Source organism: Oligoflexus sp. (assembly GCF_035638955.1).
Lineage (GTDB): Bacteria > Bdellovibrionota_B > Oligoflexia > Oligoflexales > Oligoflexaceae > Oligoflexus.
In genome coordinates this window covers 22990-39819 of the sequence record NZ_DASQYZ010000289.1, presented here as the reverse complement: position 1 = coordinate 39819, position 16830 = coordinate 22990, and the positions used below count along the sequence as shown (strand labels likewise).

Below are 16830 nucleotides of genomic sequence, written 5' to 3'. Positions count from 1 at the left end.
CGATTGACTTGAAGGGATCTTTCAAAAGCAAGCAGGGATGGTCGCAGATATTGGGTCAATTGAGAATCGTTTTTGAGGATCGTATTCCTCATCACGTCATATGAAACCGTGGTTGGTTACACAGGAAATTTTACACTCTCGCTGCAATGGCTTATGATCCCTATCTTACTCCTGCATGCTCATGAATCCAATGAGCCCCAAATGTACAAGCTCGAAGTCCTCATTTACCAGCCCGTGCCCGCAAGATCTCCGCAACATCAATTTTCTTCATTTTCATCATGGCTTCAAACGCTCGCTTGGCTTCTGCTGCGTCACCGCTTGCCATCGCCTCGGTTAATGCTATCGGGGTGATCTGCCAGGACAAACCCCATTTGTCTTTGCACCAGCCGCACTGGCTCTCCTGCCCACCGTTGCCGACAATTGCATTCCAATAACGGTCGGTTTCGGCTTGATCCACTGTAGAAACCTGGAAAGAGAAGGCTTCGCTCTGTTTAAACATCGGTCCGCCGTTAAGGCCAATGCAGGGGATGCCAAGCACAGTAAATTCGACAACCAGGACATCACCTTTTTTGCCACTGGGGTTGTCAGCCGGTGCCCGCTGTATACTGCGGATGCGGCTGTCAGGAAAAGTTTTGGAATAGTATTGAGCAGCTTCTTCGGCGTCACGGTTGTACCACAAACAGATCGTAGCCTTAGGAATGGAATTCGTCATGTATGTCTCCGTGGTTAATGACTCAGCGAGTGCGTGGATCTTTCCCGGAAATCCACAACTCCTGATATTACAAGTAAGACCCCACCTAAGTACGCTTGACCAAGCGCACGTGAGTCACGGTTTCAGACGCTATGTACTCGGCGCACTCATAAGTTTTCGCTATCTCATCCGTGCCTTCGAACAGGCGTTCTCCCGCACCCAGGAGTTTGTTGGTCAGCACCAGATGCAGTTCATCGATGAGCCCAGCGCGAAGGTACTGTTTGATCACATAGGCTCCGCCTCCCAACCGAACATCCCGACCTTTGGCGGCTTCGAAGGCCTTTTTCAGGGCGACTTCGATGCCTTCGGTGACAAAGTGAAACGTGGTGCCACCTTCCATGGGAATCGAGGGCCTTGCATGGTGGCTTAGAACAAAGACCGGCGTATGATAGGGCGGATTGGGTCCCCACCAACCCTTCCATTCCTCATTGAGCCAAGGCCCCCGCATCGGGCCGAACATGTTGCGACCCATGATGGTCGCGCCAATGCCTTGATCCGCCTCCCTGGCGAACTTATCATCGATGCCTGTGCTGCCACCTGCCTGGCCGAACATTTTTCGGAATGTGCTGGTGGCAAAGGCCCAGTCCATGATCCTGATTCCTTCGGTCCCAAATGGGTTCTCAAGACTTTGGTCACGAGCCGCCGAGAACCCGTCGAGAGAAAGCGTAAAGCAACGAACAACAAGCTTAGCCATTCAACATCCCTTCCTTACCCAAAAATGATTGTCATCAAAGTATTGAGGGCTGCATAAGTAATGCCACAAGGCGCCGACTCTCAAACTTCGATTCCCCTACCTTGCACTCCCGCGAGCGATGCCCAATCGGTCTTCGTACTCGTTAATAACTTTCATGAACGCTGGTCTCTCTTCGCAGCGATGCCTGTATTTCTCGAGCTGAGGATACTGGCTCAGGACCTCCGTCTTGCGAAGTTCGCGCAGCACGCAGGTCAGGGCAATGTCAGCGACTGTGAAATCAGAGCCTGTCACGAAGGGCTGATTCATTAACATTGCGTCGATCGTCGGAAAGAAACGCCCAAGTATATCGACATGCCATGGACGCAATGCCTTCATGTGGGGATTCGAATCATCTTGAAGATCGGCAAAGAAAATCGGCAGCGCAAACGGCTCGATGTTATTCAAGGACGTGATCGTCCAGCGATAAACTTGCGCGCGCCTTTTCAAATCACTAGGAATCAATTTTCCTGACTTCTCCGCGAGGTAGAGAAGAATCGCGCCCGACTCAGCCAACATGTATCCGTCGTCGTCTATCGCAGGAACCTGTTTGAAAGACGAAATCGCCTCGAACCAGGATTCATCCTGAAGACCGTTCGGCCCACAGTCGAGTCCGATGGGTTCGTACGCGATTCCACACTCCTCCAGCGCCCACATCGCACGGATATCGCGCGTGTAGCCCCAAAGAAACGGCGGCAGAGATTTGAAAACATAAACTTTCATCATTTTGACCTCATCTTGAACTTATAGCCTATCCCCAGGCCACAAGTCATCGCGTAAACAAAGCCTTCAATGGCATCAAGATACCCATTCTTGATGTGCACGATATACCCAGTAGTTAGAGTGTCGTTAATTTTGATTACCAGACCGAGAGTGCTGGCCCGCGTCAGAGCACGCATCAACTGGCACCAGTATACGCTGGCTGCCCTGGAAGAAATCGGACTTTTTCCAGGAAACGAAAAGAGGGCCTACGATTATGACCCCGCGACTCTCCTCGGTTAAACAGTCTTTTTTGCATGTTTTCCAAGCTCTTGCTCCCCTCGTGCCCTCAGTTTTTTCTTGCTTTGTTGCGACAAGGGAACAGGACCTTTTCCTTTTCTCAGGAAGCAACGATATGGGCATCTGGAGGCTAATCTTAGGCTTAGGGCTATGCCTCTTCTCGGGCCTGGGTTGCCATCGCGAATGGCAGAGCCTCAAAGCTGAAGCCGGTATGATCAGTTTTCTTCCGATTCCGCATCCCATGACTCGTTTCGAAGGAACAATGCTGTTTCATCCGAGTCAGACCCGCGATGAAATTCTTGACCAGCACACGCAGAAAGAGGCCCAACTCGTCAGTATTCCTCATTCCTGGGACCAGCCCACGGGCCATGGGACGTATCACCTCAGGATCAAAGGCGGTGTTCCTGAGGGATTGACCATGACCATGGGTGTGCCGTTCTCGGCTTATCGCCTGACCTTGATTGAAGGACAGAAGCGCTTCGAATACTCTCAAGGCAGTTTTGGTCGTGACAAGGAGACCTGCGTACCGATCATGCAGGAGGCCCTGATCTTCCTGCCTCAGGTTCCTACAAACGACGCAGATCTTTATATTGAAATCTGCAATTTTCAGAACATCAAAGCCGGACTGCGTAAACCGATTTACTTTGGTCAGTCTCCGGCCCTATCCTCCTGGTTCTACCGCGCTGATGCACCTAAGCTTGTCACACTCGGTACATTTCTGATTATCGCTCTGTATTTCGCCACGATGATCGTCCTCAATAACAGCCGGGCGGAAAGTATCATTTTCCTTCTCATCTGCCTCGGCGGAGCCATTCGCATTATCTGCACCAACTCCTATTTGGAACACATACTTGGCTTCCTCAGCCCGCAGCATGTTTTTGAAATTCGCTATAAGCTCGAGTATTCGGTGTTTGTCGTGCCAACGTGTGGATTTCTGGCGATTACTCATATGTACTTCCCGAGTCGCGCGAGCCGCCTGCTGCTTTATCTTGCCTGCCTTTCGATAGCTCCCATCGCTGCTCTGACTCTCACCACGCCCTATACCTTCTGGGGTCGGTTCGCCGTCTATTACCAAGCGCACCTGGTCGTGTTCACTATGATGGGCGTCGTGCTGAACTTCGCAGCCACGTTACGTGGGGAAAATTATAGTTTACTCAATTTCCTGGCAACATTGCTGCCGGCCGTTTCCGTTCCCTACGATATCATGCTGAGCCTCGGCTGGGTGAAGGGTGCGGGCTATGCGTTTGATTACTTCTTCGCGTGTTTTCTCATGATCCATACTGTGATTTTCGTCGTGCGCTACAAGAATATGTCCTTATCGTCTTTGCATGGCTATGGGCAGCTGACCAAGGTCGTTTACCCGCACCAGATCGCAAGGATCAAAGCAGGGCTGAACCTGGAAGACACCATGCCCACCGCCCCAGGTGAAGCCTGCGTCATGAGTTTTGACATCATTGGCAGCTCCAGGATACAGCACGAGAAGGCCAAGGACTTCCTGCGCAACGTCTTTCGCCGCTGCAACGAGATCATGATGGAAGGATATGACGGTCAGAGTCTTCGTTCCAACGCGTATCGCATCAAAGAAATGGGCGACGGATTTCTCTGTTCCATTGGTTATCCCTTCGCCTCGCCTACGGGTTTTACGGCCAATGATTCCGTACGACTCGCGCGTCGCTTTTATAAGGTGCTGCAGGAGGAGTCAGAATTTTTGCAGCCGAACGATCCTATTTGCTGTGGCGTTGGAATCGCCCTCGACAACGTCATCGGTTTTTATCCCGATTCGGGGACCAAGGAATATGATCTCTACGGCCGGGCTGTGATTCTCGCAACGCGCTATGAGGAGATGCGCAAGAAGATTCTTCCCGCACAGCAGCCGCGCTCGATTCTTATTATTCAGGAGAGGGTCTACCATTCCCTTGACCGCGACCTGCGCGCTGACTTTGTGATGGTAAATCTTGCCGATGTTGGCCTCGCCGTTCGTGATGATCACACGGCCGGTCGTCTCTTTTATACTTATCTCGATAAAACCGATCGCGCAGAACAGCCCGAGCCCGCCGTAGCCGTTTAATTTGGATGCTACCCGTCCTTGATGTATCAGCGAGATACTGAAGCTCCAATTGAGTATGGATCTGCTGTCTCTCAGGAGTGATCAGCCGATTGTTGATGCATCCCTCAAGCCCCTACTATTTGAGATTAATTCATTGTGAATTCAGCTCGGCGAGTGATCGGCCGATAGTTTCCTTAGGAGAATACCGCATGAAATCCTTACAATTCGTCACAATTGTGATCACGGCTTTTCTAGCTGTGTGGCTGCAAGGCTGCCAGCCGTCCAAAGTCGTCAGGAAAGACAGCGTGAACTCCGAAGCCGCTGCAACCACGAGCCGGGATCAGGAGGTCGAGTCCAGTAATCCGGAAGAGACGATCGCGTTGGAACCAGTACCGATAGGTGGCGGCTTTCTCCGTGCGGATTGTGGACCTTTCACGGTGTTTAGCAGTCGTGAGGAGCTCCATGCCTGTGGTCTCTTTGAAGGTGGCAAGAAACATCAGAATGCAACGATAACAGGCATCGACCTGCAAAGCGCCGCGGGATTGATTTCAGTTCCTTTTATTATGCTTGGTCCAGCCGAAGCGTGGCATATTGCCTTTACCATGCCTTCGGGCTTGACTCGAGCGTCCATCCAAGGCGTCAAAGTTAATTTTAAGTTGGATGGTGTGGACTATCAAACCTCTTCCACATCGGTCCTGTCGGGAAAGGCAGATGTTCCGACGCGCCTCGAGACCACAGCTGATTTTCCAACGCCGGTCGCGCTGTCCTACCCTCTGGCCCAGATGAGCCGAAGTTGGGTCGCTTCATTTGATAACGACCCGTCTCTCCTCGATCGCAACGGGGATGGCCAAGCTGATTGGCTTGTCACACGAGGATCGATCACGGGCGAGAGTTTTGTGAATGGTTTGTTTCGCACTGCGGGCGTGGTCCTGCTCAAGTCCAGTCCCTTTGTAGTGGCACCCCGAAAAGTCTCTTTGGACTTCGCCATGGCTCACTTGACTGAAACAACGGATCCAGCTGCCATGGGGGCTGAGTTCTGGTTTAATGTGGACTATGGCAACGGCAGCTTTGGTCAAGTCTTCTGCATGCTGAAGCGTGACGGACTAGGTGGACAGACCCTTCGTTTGTACACTAAAACGGCTGATAACCCACGAGTTCTCTTGCATCAGCTTACGGGCTTGCCCCTCGGGATGGTGCGGTTTGCGCTGCTTCTCGATACGGCTCCGCGCAGTGCCCTCCTTAAAGTGAATGGCACGGAGTATGGGCCCTTCACGTACTCAACTCTGAACATTGTCGATACTGGAGCTTCCGCCCTTGATGGTCGGGCTTCAGATGTAGCTTTCAGTTATGTCCTGATGGGGCTGGAAGAGTAAGAGCGGCTCCTCTTTGTTTTGCGGTTGGGCTATTGATTCGCAATTACAATGAGTTGTGGCTTCGGTGCAACGAACCCCGACACTCAAGGACAGACCGGTGTCCCAAAGCCACTACCGGGCTGGCCAGGATATGCGCAAACAGGCTCCCCGTCCGGCAGGAGAATCGACAAGGATAATATCCCCTCCTAATTCTTGACTGGCTGCAGCCAAAGCTGCCAGCCCCACGCCGCGACCTGACGTTGAACTGATTTCAGTGGCCACTACGGTTGAGACGCCGTCCTTAAAGAGCAGATCGGAGAGAGGACGCCCCGGGTCCGGTTGCCAGTTTCTTTGTCTGGCCATGGATTCCAAGGCAGTCCAGTCAATCCCCGCCCCTGAATCGATAATTTCAACAAAGTTTTTATCCTGACGTCTATCGACCCGGATGGTGAGTGACACCAGTGGGTCCAGGGTTTGTCCCTTCTCAATAGGACGCAGGAAACCGTGATCGATAGCATTGGTCACGCCATGCAGGAAAATTTCCTTGATGGAATGACGTTCCTTGTCGGTAAACTTCCACCAAGCTACGTGCACGTGACTTTCCAATTCGAGGCCTTTTGTCAGAAGTCGCTGCTGGGTTTCCTTCAGGATGCTGGAGATATCAGAATGGATATCATCGGAGTTGCTCAGTTGCACTCCAGAAAACATCTGCTTTACGATTCTCTGCATGGACCTGACAGCATCGATGAGCTCCCTCAATTCTGGCAATGCTGGGTCTATCCCGCTGGATTGCAAGGCGGTTTCCAGCCGGTGAATGGCGTCCTGGATTTCGAAGAATCCGAAACTTCTTGCTTCGCCTTTGAAGGTGTGGATTTTTCTCAGAATTCTGATTTTATCGTCGGAATGGTCGGATAGTGTGTCGAGATACTCTGCCAGGTGGTTTATGAATGCCGAGCCCTTGGCTCCGGATTTGATCACGGCATGGAGGGCTTTCTGTTCGGTTTCCTTGACCTGCAGTTCTCTCAACGCGCTGGCATCCCGAATCGAAAGGAGCAGACTGTTGACAAGGCCTTCGAGTTCGATGGCTTTCCAAAACAAGATGAAGGGCTTCGATTGTATTTGAATTTCTGATGGGAGTTTGCTGCCGTTAATTTCCCAGGAAATCACGTCTTCACCCAGGGTGTTGGCTATGACTTCCGTGGCCATAGCGAGTTGATCACCGTCGAGACCAAGTTTTTGCAAAAGAACATCAAATGGCTTTCCGTAAAATTTTTCACCGAAAAGCTTAACTGCATAACTGGAAGCCAACGTCGCAATATTCCCATCTGTTTCGATTTTTATGATTCCTTCCTCGATCTGATCGAGGACCTGCTGCAGATTGGACGTCGTTACCTTGATCTCCTTGTTTTTCTTTTTGATGGTATGGTGAGCTTTGAAGACGAGAAGAAGGAGAATGAGAAGAATTGCCGACGCTATGGAAATGGCAATGAAGAGCTTCTTGATTTTTTCCGCGCTGCGAAGCTTCTCGTCCTTGATTTTGGCCTCCGCTTCCAGTCGCGCGACTTCAGTTTTGGAGGCGATTTCAGCGCCTTTCTTGCGTAATTCTGGCTCGATCTTGTTGAGGAATTTAGTGAAGAATCGTCGCAAAAAGAAGTTTTCTGCTGAACTTCGATCGGTGTTCATAAATCGATTCGTCAGGTCTTTCGCAAACTCGAAAGGAATGTTTTCTGGAAGTCTGGAGCAGGAATCCATATTAGCTTTCAGGCCATTATATTTCCTGATGAGGGAATGGTAGCACTCAAACAATGGGGCTGGACTGCGGTTTATTTCATAGGCTTTGTTCAGCATTTCAAGACTTGCCTGGGACTCCTTTCTGAGGGCCAGTATCAATGCCTTAAATGTATAAGCTTGCATGAGCCGGGATTTTTGCGAAGAGATTTGGATGATCTCGTCCTGGACTTGCAGTGCAGAATCCTGGTCATTCAAATGAAAGAGGTACGCACTGCCGAGATTGGTCAATACTATTTCAATTCTAAAATTGGTTTTTACCTGGTCCTTTTCCGGGGCGGAATTCTTGACTGATTTGAGGAAGTCCAACTGATCTTTGAGGATTTGGACGCCTTTCAGAATGTACTCACGGTCGCCATGGTTGAAATATAAGGTGGCGATTTCTATGTAGACCGATATTTTTAGGTCGCTGTCAGAAAGCGGAATCAAACTCAGGGCTTCATGGTACGTGGAGAGTGCGTCGCTGACATTGCCATCTTCGGATTGCCTCCAGCCAATATAACTGAGGCTTTGAATTGCAGCCGTCGTGTTTTGCAGCTGAATAGCGTCACGATAGATTTCCCTGAATTTCTCAATCTGCTGCGCGCGGTCGATTCCTGCCGTTTCCATGACAGTGGTACAGATGAATCGCAGCCTGAAGTCCTTGGGTTTCATCGTCACGCGCTGGCAGTTTTGGTAGGCGTCTCTGTCAAGGTCGTTAAGATACTGAATGAAGGCGGTTTCCCGGATGATCAGATATTGCAGGACCGGATCCTTGTGCTCCTGTTCAAGTTTTCTGAGCAGCTCGATCTGTCTGTCGAAGTTTTCCTGGGAAAATCCCTTCGGCAGAATCTTTTGCAAGTGTGTTTCATCAAGTTGCAGGTCCTTTCCCAGACAGAGATCGAAAAAGCCTGCGCTTGTGGCGAGCAACAGAAACAGGAAAAAGAGATATGTTCTGGCTGTGATAGGCATACAGTCCCGTTCTGTCGATGCAGGTTGTCCTTGAAGTTCAAGTTTAACTGAAGTCGCCATTATCTAAAAGCCGAGAGTCGACCAGGGCTTGGATCGATATCTAACCTGACCATGAGCCATTTCAAAGAATAAAATCTGCCTTAAATCAGGAACTCACTAAGAAAGACAAAAGCATATAGATATGAACAGGAAACGTGGCTCCCCTTGCTCAGGCTAAATTGCTTTTTTTGATAGGTCGGTGTAGAAGCCATTAGATCCAGAAAAAAGCCAATGAACAAAGAGCAGGAGGATTTCCGTGAAGCATTTACTCTCCGGATTGTTGCTATCGGGCTTGGGAACTTTGATAAGTGCAACGCATGGCTGGTCGGCAGTACCGCGTTCCTATGGCTTTTTGGTGCCAATCGGCGGAGGTGCCAGCGCTGGAGACAACGGTATATTGAAACCCGCCCAGGTGGAAATACATGGAAAAGCTCTGGAAAAACTCCAACGAAACAGGGATGCTGGTGCAAGTGTTGGCAGCGATATCTGTTTGCTGGAACACAAACCCGAAAGTCCGGAATCTGAGCCCGGAGTTGCTCTGGAAAGAGGCCTGTTTATGGCAGCTGGCGCTGACGAATCCAGAATAAAGACACACTACTTTGAATCGCGCGAGAAAGCTGATAGTGCTGCCATCGATTCCTTGGATCTGGAAAATTGCGGAATATTTTACATCCCTGGTGGTGACCAGACTGTCATTCACCAGCTCTGGGTCGGAACCAGACTGCACCTCCGGATGCTGGATAACCTGAGAAATGGGTCCGGGATCATGGGCAAAAGTGCTGGAGCGGCGCTGCAAGGCACGCTGATCTATTTGCCCAGGATCACCAGCGCCACGAGTACTTCGTCTTTCATGCAGAAAATTCAGCTCCGTGCGGACGAACTTGCGACCATTTTTTTGGCTCAAGTCTTGCCCAATCTCCCACGCTTTTATATCGAGACACATACGGGGGACCGGGAACGGAGCGCTCGGGCTTTGGCGATACTCGCGGCATGGGAAGCTGGAAAAAGCCGAAGCGAAAAACGGGCCATGGCCTTGGCGTTGGACAGCGACACAGGTGCCCTTATCGAATTCAACCCGAGGCTTCAGGCCTGGACAGCTGAAGTGATAGGAGCACGGGCCGCGGAATTTTTTATCCCGGACCGTCGATCCTGGAGTGCTTTGAGTCCATCGGCTCAGGCCAGCTATCTGGATATGCCTTCCTCCTTGTTGCTGTCTGGCAGCAAGGTGCAAATTTCCGGCGCCAAAGCTGGCACAATTCTTCAACGCAGTCCGAACGTCCGCTCTTATGCGTTGCCTTCAACCACCCCCCATAGATCCTGCCTGGAAAATCTTCCACGTTCCATTCCAGGGGCCAGTGAAGCCGACGGCGAGGCCGCTTCACAATTGTATTTTCGCGTGACCGATCCCATGACAGGCAAGCTTGTGACCATGAATGAAATCGAATATGCGTATCTCGAAGGAGACCTTATCAGCACGTCCAAGCGCGGTTGCGCCTATTGGTTAACACACGCCTTTGACCTCGACTTTGGACAGCCCGAGAACCGACTGAACGCGCAGCGTTATGCCTTAGGGTCAGGTCTTACGAATATTTCTGTGGCCTTGCCGACATTGATGCAGGCGCGACTCGGCGCCACGAGTTGCAGGACCGGGAAAGCATGGATTCGTCTCGACCCAATTCAATCTGGCAGAAGTTCGAGCGCCTTGATATTCGATGGTCGCGCGTCGTTGAACCGTGGGGTCGGCACCTACGTGTATGAGGAGTACGGTGCGAACAAGCCTGTCCAGACCGGAACCTGGGAAAAAATGCGTGTGCATCTGCTTCGGCCAGGCTCCCAGTTCAATTTGGCCACTGGGAGAGTCATCCTCTGATTTCAGCAAACGATGTCGCATAGGCATGGCACCGCTTTTCCTATCGCATTCAAGCTTCCAGATTACTCCCGCCGCAGAATCCTTTCTCATCAGACACAAGACGCGATTGTAATTTCGAATGTCATATTACAAGAGCGTTTCACCTATTAATGAAATAAAAACTTCACGTTCCTTGACCTTGGCATTTTTTTTCGATAAGCCTTGGGGAAGGAACTGGCAAAATAATATCCGCCGATGCAATGGCCCTTAATGGAGGTGTTTCCAGTGACTGCAGGTTCGATACCCCTTCGTCGTGGAATAACTGCGCTCTTGATCAGTGTGACCATCTGCAGCACCATGCAGACCTCGGCTCAAGCCCAATCAAGCGATGCAGCCATCCAAAAAACCGAGCCCTCGAACAACACCAAAGCTCCCGAACGCTTTCAGGTCACAGGTTCTCGTATCAAGCGCACCGATGTGGAAGGCGTGTCCTCGATCATTCAAATTGATCAGGAAGCGATTCAAAAAAGCGGAGTTTCCACAGTGGGTGAACTTCTGCAAAATATGGCGGTTTCCATCGATGGATCCTATGCCTCCCAAACCGTGAACGATCCCAGAGGCAACGTCACCCATGTGAATCTGCGCGGCCTTGGTCCGGAAAATACTCTGGTGCTGCTCGATGGCCGCCGGCTGCCTGATGAAGGTGGACTCGGTGTGGTTGATCTTTCGATGATTCCCATGGCCGCTGTCGAGCGCATTGAGGTCCTCAAGGATTCGGCTTCCGCCATCTACGGTTCAGATGCCACGGGTGGTGTGGTGAACATCATCAGTAAAAAGAATTTCGAAGGATCGGCCTTCTATGCAAGGGCTTCCCGTCCTCAAGCCAAAGGTGGCCAACAAACTCAATTCAGCTATGTGAACGGCGTTGTGGGATCGAATTATCGAGTTCTGGCTGCTCTCAGCCATCGCCATGCCGAGCCGGTTTTCTATCGAGATCGTGCATGGACCAGGGAGGGCATCAGCTCCTTTTCCATTCCAGCCAACATTGGTTTGACAACATTGGTGAAGAATCCGGAAACAGGTCTGGTCGAGACCGATGATCAGGGCAATGCCCTTACAAAAACAGCGTACTATGCTTCAGCCAATTGTCCTGCTGATCTTCCGCGCGTGGGCAGGGGTCTCTGTTCCTATAACTACGGAAACACGGCAGCTTTTGCTCCCGAAAGCCAGGACCTGGGCTTCCTGGGCAACATTGACTACCAGATCAATGACAGCGTTTCCCTCTATTCCACGCTCAGGGCACAACAGAATGAAAACCTGTGGAATATGGCTCCCAATGCGGGATCATTTACCATTCCTGCTAGCACCCTGCTTTTAAAACCTTCCCTGAATCTCAGTGGGCAGGAACTCGCACCGGGCACGAATGCTGTGGTCCGCTATCGAGCGCTGCCCTGGGGCAATCGAACCTGGGAGGAAATCAACCAAGGATTCGGGGCGAGTGTTGGGCTTAAAGGCGATTTCGCGCAGGATTGGGAGTGGAACGTGAGCGGCGCTCAATCGCAAAGTCGGAAAGATTCCCGCAGCCCTCGTGGCTTTTTCCTGGAGGATTTGGTTACGAATAATATCGGCAATGGTAATTTTGATCCTTTCGAAACGAACCTGGCCGACCCCAAGCTTGCGGCGCTTGTCGATCAAGCCGCCTACGTGCCGACGACCGTGAACGAAACCCGCCTGCGTTCCTTTGATGCGAATGCGACCGGTGACATTTTCGAATTGCCCGGTGGAGCAGCGGCGCTGGCAGTCGGTGCGAGCCAATTTAATCAGTTTTATCAGAAAACCATCGATGATATTTCGCAGACGGGTAACGTCTTTGGGGTCGCAGAAAACAAAAGTGGAGGAGGCGAGCGCACGGTGAATGCCGTCTATGCCGAGCTGGAAATGCCTATCTTCAAGCAGCTGGATGTTCAGATTGCAGCGCGCCATGATCAGTACAGCGACTTTGGATCGACCACCAATCCCAAACTGGGCATGAAGTATAGACCTTGGTCGAGACTGCTGGTTCGCGGCAATGTCGGAACCGGATTCAAGGCGCCGACTTTACATCAAATCTACAACGGCGGTTCCATTGGATCGGCGAATCTCTACGACACACCCAACCTGAATAACATTCCGGAGCGGCAGGATGAAGTGAAAGTGGAAACCTACGGTAACAAAAACCTCCAGGAAGAAACTTCCTTGGGTTATAACGCTGGATTGGTGGCTGATCCCTTCGATTCACTTTCGCTGACAGTGGACTATTGGTATCTCAAAATCAACGATATCGTGCGGCCCGTGGATGCGCAAAAAGCTCTTGATGCCGCGGCGGCCGGGCAGCCCCTTCCGGGAATCGATATTATTCATGTCAATGATGATTCGACCGGGCCTCTTGAAAGCATCCGTGTCCCGACTGCCAACCTCGGGCGTTCCGAAGATTCAGGTTATGATCTAAGCGGGGAGTATCGTCTGAAATTTGGTTCCAATCGCCTCTCACTTAGCAGTGACTACAGTCGAAAGATTTACTCGAAAACCGTTCCTTTTCCAGGAGCGGAACAAATCAACGTCCTCGGGGATCGCGGTCATCCGAGCTGGCGGATGGTTCAGGCGGGAAATCTGGCCTTGGGAAATCAATCCTTCACCTTACGCAATAGCATCATTGGCAAGCAGAGAAAGACCCCGACACCCGAACAGACAGGAACCTTGGCTTCGTTCTCGACCTATGATGCTCAGTATGCCTGGTCTCATCCTTGGAATGGCAGCGTTGCCTTGGGCGCATTAAATATCTTCAACAAGGACTTCCCGAAGGACGACACCGAACGTACAGGCGATTTGCAGAGAGTGAGTGAACTCTATTCGGCTGATGGCAGGCTCTTCTATGTGAACATCAATCAAGTGCTTTAATGGCGCCGGAGAGTGAATGATTCAGAATCCTGCTCATGCCAGGTTAGTGCTGATCGGTGGGGGTTTCGTTCCTGTGAATATCACGGCTGAAATCCTGCAACTCGCCCAAGGTCAGGACAGTCGCATTGTGTTATGTGATTGGGGTAGCCAGATTCCTGGAACCGGCCGAACGACGGCAGAAAACCTGTTTCGCTCCCGCCATGGCTGCCGCAGCATCTGCGTCCTGGGCGAAGGCTCGGTCGGACGACCGGAAGATGAGCTACGAGCCATCGCGAACGCGCCATCCTCTATGGCCATTCTGGATGAGTGTGATGTCTTCTTTTTTACTGGCGGCGATCAGCGTATTCTCCTTGCGGCTTTGCGGAACACGAAGTTCGAAAGGCGATTGACCGAGCTGTGGCGCTTGGGAAAAATTGTGATCGCGGGCACCAGCGCGGGTCTGCAGATTCAGTCCGAACTGGCTCTGACGGGTGATTTCAGCCAGCCGGAGCCTGAAGCTATAACAGTCGATGAGACCCGCTGTACAAGAATCGCAAGGCAGAATGTCGGAGTCACGCCAGGTTTTGGTTTGCTACAGAATGTTATTTTGGATCAGCATTTTGTGAAGCGGCAAAGGCACAACCGATTGATTTCTGTCGTGTTGGACTATCCGAGCCATCTGGGAATCGGAGTCGATGAAGGCACGGCCCTAATCTTCAATGGCCGCAGTGGTGAATACGTTTCACCCCGGGTTGTCGGCGAATCCTGTGTGTTTTATGTCAACGCAAGGCAGGCTGACATGCAAATTGAACCGCAGGGACAACTCAGATTGGTGGAAAACTTGAATTGTGGTCTGGTTTGGGAAGGAGCTGCCTGGCCCTTCCCCATACTCCTGGCATGAGAGGACCATTCGCTTGAAAACACCTGGGATTCATTGTTTGATCGGCCCAATCCTGCTGCTCTGTTTTGCAAGCCAATCCATGGCGCTGGCAAAACTGAAAACATTTCGCATGGCCAACACGCGAGAAATCGAGTCGCTTGATCCGGCCCTTGCGGATGGCAATGATGCGAATATCATTGTTCGTGGTCTTTTTGAAGGTCTTGTGTCACTCGATCCCAAAACCCTGCAGCCGATTCCTGAAATAGCCCGAAGCTGGACGATATCCAAAGATGGACTGATCTATACCTTTCAACTGGATGCCCGAGCGAAATGGAGCGATGGCGAACCTGTCCAGGCAGACGATTTCGTCTTCGCCTGGCAGCGCAATCTTCGACCCGAAACAGGCGCCTTTTACTCGCACCACCTGAAGACCGTGGTGGGAGCCAAAGCAGAAGGAAACCATACTCTGGTGGTTACCCTCGGAGCTCCAACCCCATATTTTATCGAGCTTCTCAGCTTTCCCGTCTTCTATCCCTTGCCGCACCTGGCTATCAAAAAATTTGGACTACGATGGACCGAGCCGCAGAATCTGGTAAGCAATGGCCCCTTTCGTTTGAGGGAATGGAAACTCAAAGAGAAGATGACCCTGGAACGAAATGAACTCTATCGCGACCCAGGCCAGGTAAAATTGGATCGGGTTGAAATCCATCCCATTGAGGACCCCAAAACCGCTTGGAATATGTACCAAGCGGGACAAGTGGATTGGATACGAAGTGTCCCACCAGCCCTTAGGCCTCGATTAAAGAATCATCCAGAATTTCACTCCTCGCCCGTGATGAATACCGTCTATCTTCGCTTGAATACGCAGGGCCATGCCTTGCGCGATCGCCGGGTTCGAAGGGCGCTTTCCATGGCTTTGGATCGCAAGACATTGACAGAGAGAGTGATGAGAGAAGGGCAGCTGCCTGCCTTTGGCTTTATTGCCAAGGGGATTCCGGGCTATCCGTGGCGTCCCCTGATCGAAGAAAACATCCCGAGGGCGCGAAATCTTTTGGCCGAGGCAGGCTTCCCCAATGGCAGGAATTTTCCGAATATGACCTTGTTATATCCATCCAATCCCCAATCAGAAAAAATGGCCCTGGCGATCTCCACCATGCTGAAGCGGGCCTTGAATATCAATGTCTCCCCCAGCGGCCGGGAACGTGGTGTTTTTTACGACAAGTTGGGGCATCTCCGTTATGATGTGGCCCGATCGGATTGGACCACAGAATTCAATGATCCCAAAAGCTATCTGGATAAATTTACAGCGGACAATGCTTCCAACAACCTGACGGGTTATGCTGATGCCGAATACCAGCGGCGTCTGGAAATGGCGTCTCGGATTCAAGAACCCAGCCAACGCTTTTCAGCCTTTGCTCGCGCCGAGCAGCAACTCGTCGTGGACGATGCCGTGATCATACCCCTGTATTTCAATGTTTCGAGCAGTCTTTGGAAATCCCATGTCAGGGGCCTGGTCGACAATCCCAGGCTCTTTTATAGTTTGAAATCGCTGTCCCTGGGTCAGGACTTCAGGAGCCTATGATGACTTTTCTTGTCTATGCTTTCAAACGATTGCTTTTGGCTCTGCCCATGCTTTGGCTGGTGCTAACAGTGAGCTTTTTCCTCGTCAGAGCCGCTCCAGGCAGTCCCCTGGACCGCGATTCAGAACTACCGGCGGCACTTAAGAAGAGTTTGGCCCAGCAGTACGGTCTTGATCGCCCTCTTCTGGAACAGTATGTGTCTTTTGTGAAACATGCCGCCGTGGGAGATTTTGGAAACTCCTATATCTATCGGAATCGATCGGTGAGCGCGATCATCCAGGAGGCCTTTCCAATCTCAGCGCGTCTTGGAATCCTCGCTATGCTCTTTGCACTTTCGGTGGGACTCACACTGGGTGTTATATCGGCTTTCCGGCAAAACACCTGGATCGATCATTTCATTATGGCCAGCGTTGTGCTTGGCAAGAGCGTGCCACCGATGGTTCTGGCTCCTCTTTTTGTAGCTGTTTTTTCCGTGAGTCTTGGCCTTTTGCCCGTGGCGGGCTGGGAGTCTGGGACCTGGCAGTACGTGATCGGCCCGGTGCTCTGTCTGGGACTTTACGATATTGCGGCGATTGCTCGACTGCTGCGAGGCTCTGTGCTCGATGTCATGCGACAAAAATATATTGTCACCGCGCGCGCCAAAGGCCTGGGAGAATTCAGAATCATCGTAATCCATATTTTACGTGAAGCCCTCATGCCCCTGGTCACCTATTTGGCCCCAGCCCTGTCCAGTATTCTTGTCGGCACCGTGATTGTGGAGCAGGTCTTTAATATTCCCGGTCTCGGCCGCTATTTGATCAGTGGCGCCATCAATCGTGACTATACCCTGGTCCTGGGCATTGCGACGTTGGCATCCGCTCTCGTGATAGGCATGAATCTTCTGGCTGATATGATCCTTGGTCTTTTGGATCCGAGAATTCGTTTACAGGCATGAAAACTGCTGCTTTT

At 51.4% G+C, this 16830-nt stretch carries 11 protein-coding genes; 7 read left to right on the top strand and 4 right to left on the bottom strand.

Translation table 11 applies throughout. The features are described from left to right. Positions 1–220 precede the first annotated feature (220 nt). The 3 genes from VE954_RS26970 to VE954_RS26960 all read right to left on the bottom strand — a co-directional run bounded on the left by VE954_RS26970 (position 221) and on the right by VE954_RS26960 (position 2207). Positions 221–712 (bottom strand): VOC family protein, encoded by a 492-nt coding sequence (locus VE954_RS26970; protein WP_324958727.1) that lies wholly within the window; start codon positions 710–712, stop codon positions 221–223. An 85-nt stretch (positions 713–797) separates the two neighbouring features. Continuing rightward, on the bottom strand, positions 798–1445 hold the full coding sequence (locus tag VE954_RS26965) for a dihydrofolate reductase family protein (protein ID WP_324958726.1): 648 nt from the start codon (positions 1443–1445) through the stop codon (positions 798–800). Between the two features lie 96 nt (positions 1446–1541). Beyond that, positions 1542–2207, bottom strand: a complete 666-nt coding sequence (locus VE954_RS26960) for a glutathione S-transferase family protein (RefSeq protein ID WP_324958724.1) — start codon at positions 2205–2207, stop codon at positions 1542–1544. Positions 2208–2595: 388 nt separating this feature from the next. On the opposite strand from VE954_RS26960, the gene VE954_RS26955 reads away from it, so the two are divergent. Together VE954_RS26955 and VE954_RS26950 are read left to right on the top strand one after the other, a co-directional pair. Beyond that, a complete protein-coding gene (locus VE954_RS26955) occupies positions 2596–4548 on the top strand; it encodes an adenylate/guanylate cyclase domain-containing protein (protein ID WP_324958722.1) in 1953 nt (650 codons plus the stop codon). 188 nt (positions 4549–4736) lie between these two features. Beyond that, positions 4737–5900: a hypothetical protein gene (locus tag VE954_RS26950; RefSeq protein WP_324958720.1), complete on the top strand. Its 1164-nt coding sequence runs from the start codon at positions 4737–4739 to the stop codon at positions 5898–5900. Between the two features lie 111 nt (positions 5901–6011). Here VE954_RS26950 and VE954_RS26945 read toward each other — a convergent pair whose 3' ends face one another. Then, complete coding sequence (locus VE954_RS26945; protein ID WP_324958718.1) at positions 6012–8507, bottom strand: ATP-binding protein; 2496 nt, start codon at positions 8505–8507, stop codon at positions 6012–6014. Positions 8508–8913: 406 nt separating this feature from the next. On the opposite strand from VE954_RS26945, the gene VE954_RS26940 reads away from it, so the two are divergent. The 5 genes from VE954_RS26940 to VE954_RS26920 all read left to right on the top strand — a co-directional run bounded on the left by VE954_RS26940 (position 8914) and on the right by VE954_RS26920 (position 16816). Continuing rightward, positions 8914–10527 carry a hypothetical protein gene (locus VE954_RS26940; protein ID WP_324958716.1) on the top strand — a complete coding sequence of 538 codons (1614 nt, stop codon included), beginning with the start codon at positions 8914–8916 and terminating at the stop codon, positions 10525–10527. Positions 10528–10791: 264 nt separating this feature from the next. Continuing rightward, positions 10792–13443 carry a TonB-dependent receptor gene (locus VE954_RS26935; RefSeq protein ID WP_324958714.1) on the top strand — a complete coding sequence of 884 codons (2652 nt, stop codon included), beginning with the start codon at positions 10792–10794 and terminating at the stop codon, positions 13441–13443. A 16-nt stretch (positions 13444–13459) separates the two neighbouring features. Then, entirely contained in the window at positions 13460–14323 is an 864-nt protein-coding gene (locus VE954_RS26930; protein WP_324958712.1) for a cyanophycinase, read from the top strand. A gap of 13 nt (positions 14324–14336) precedes the next feature. Continuing rightward, positions 14337–15884, top strand: a complete 1548-nt coding sequence (locus tag VE954_RS26925; protein ID WP_324958710.1) for a peptide ABC transporter substrate-binding protein — start codon at positions 14337–14339, stop codon at positions 15882–15884. Beyond that, complete coding sequence (locus VE954_RS26920) at positions 15881–16816, top strand: ABC transporter permease (RefSeq protein ID WP_324958708.1); 936 nt, start codon at positions 15881–15883, stop codon at positions 16814–16816. Before VE954_RS26925 ends, VE954_RS26920 begins: the two co-directional genes overlap by 4 nt. Positions 16817–16830: the final 14 nt, after the last annotated feature.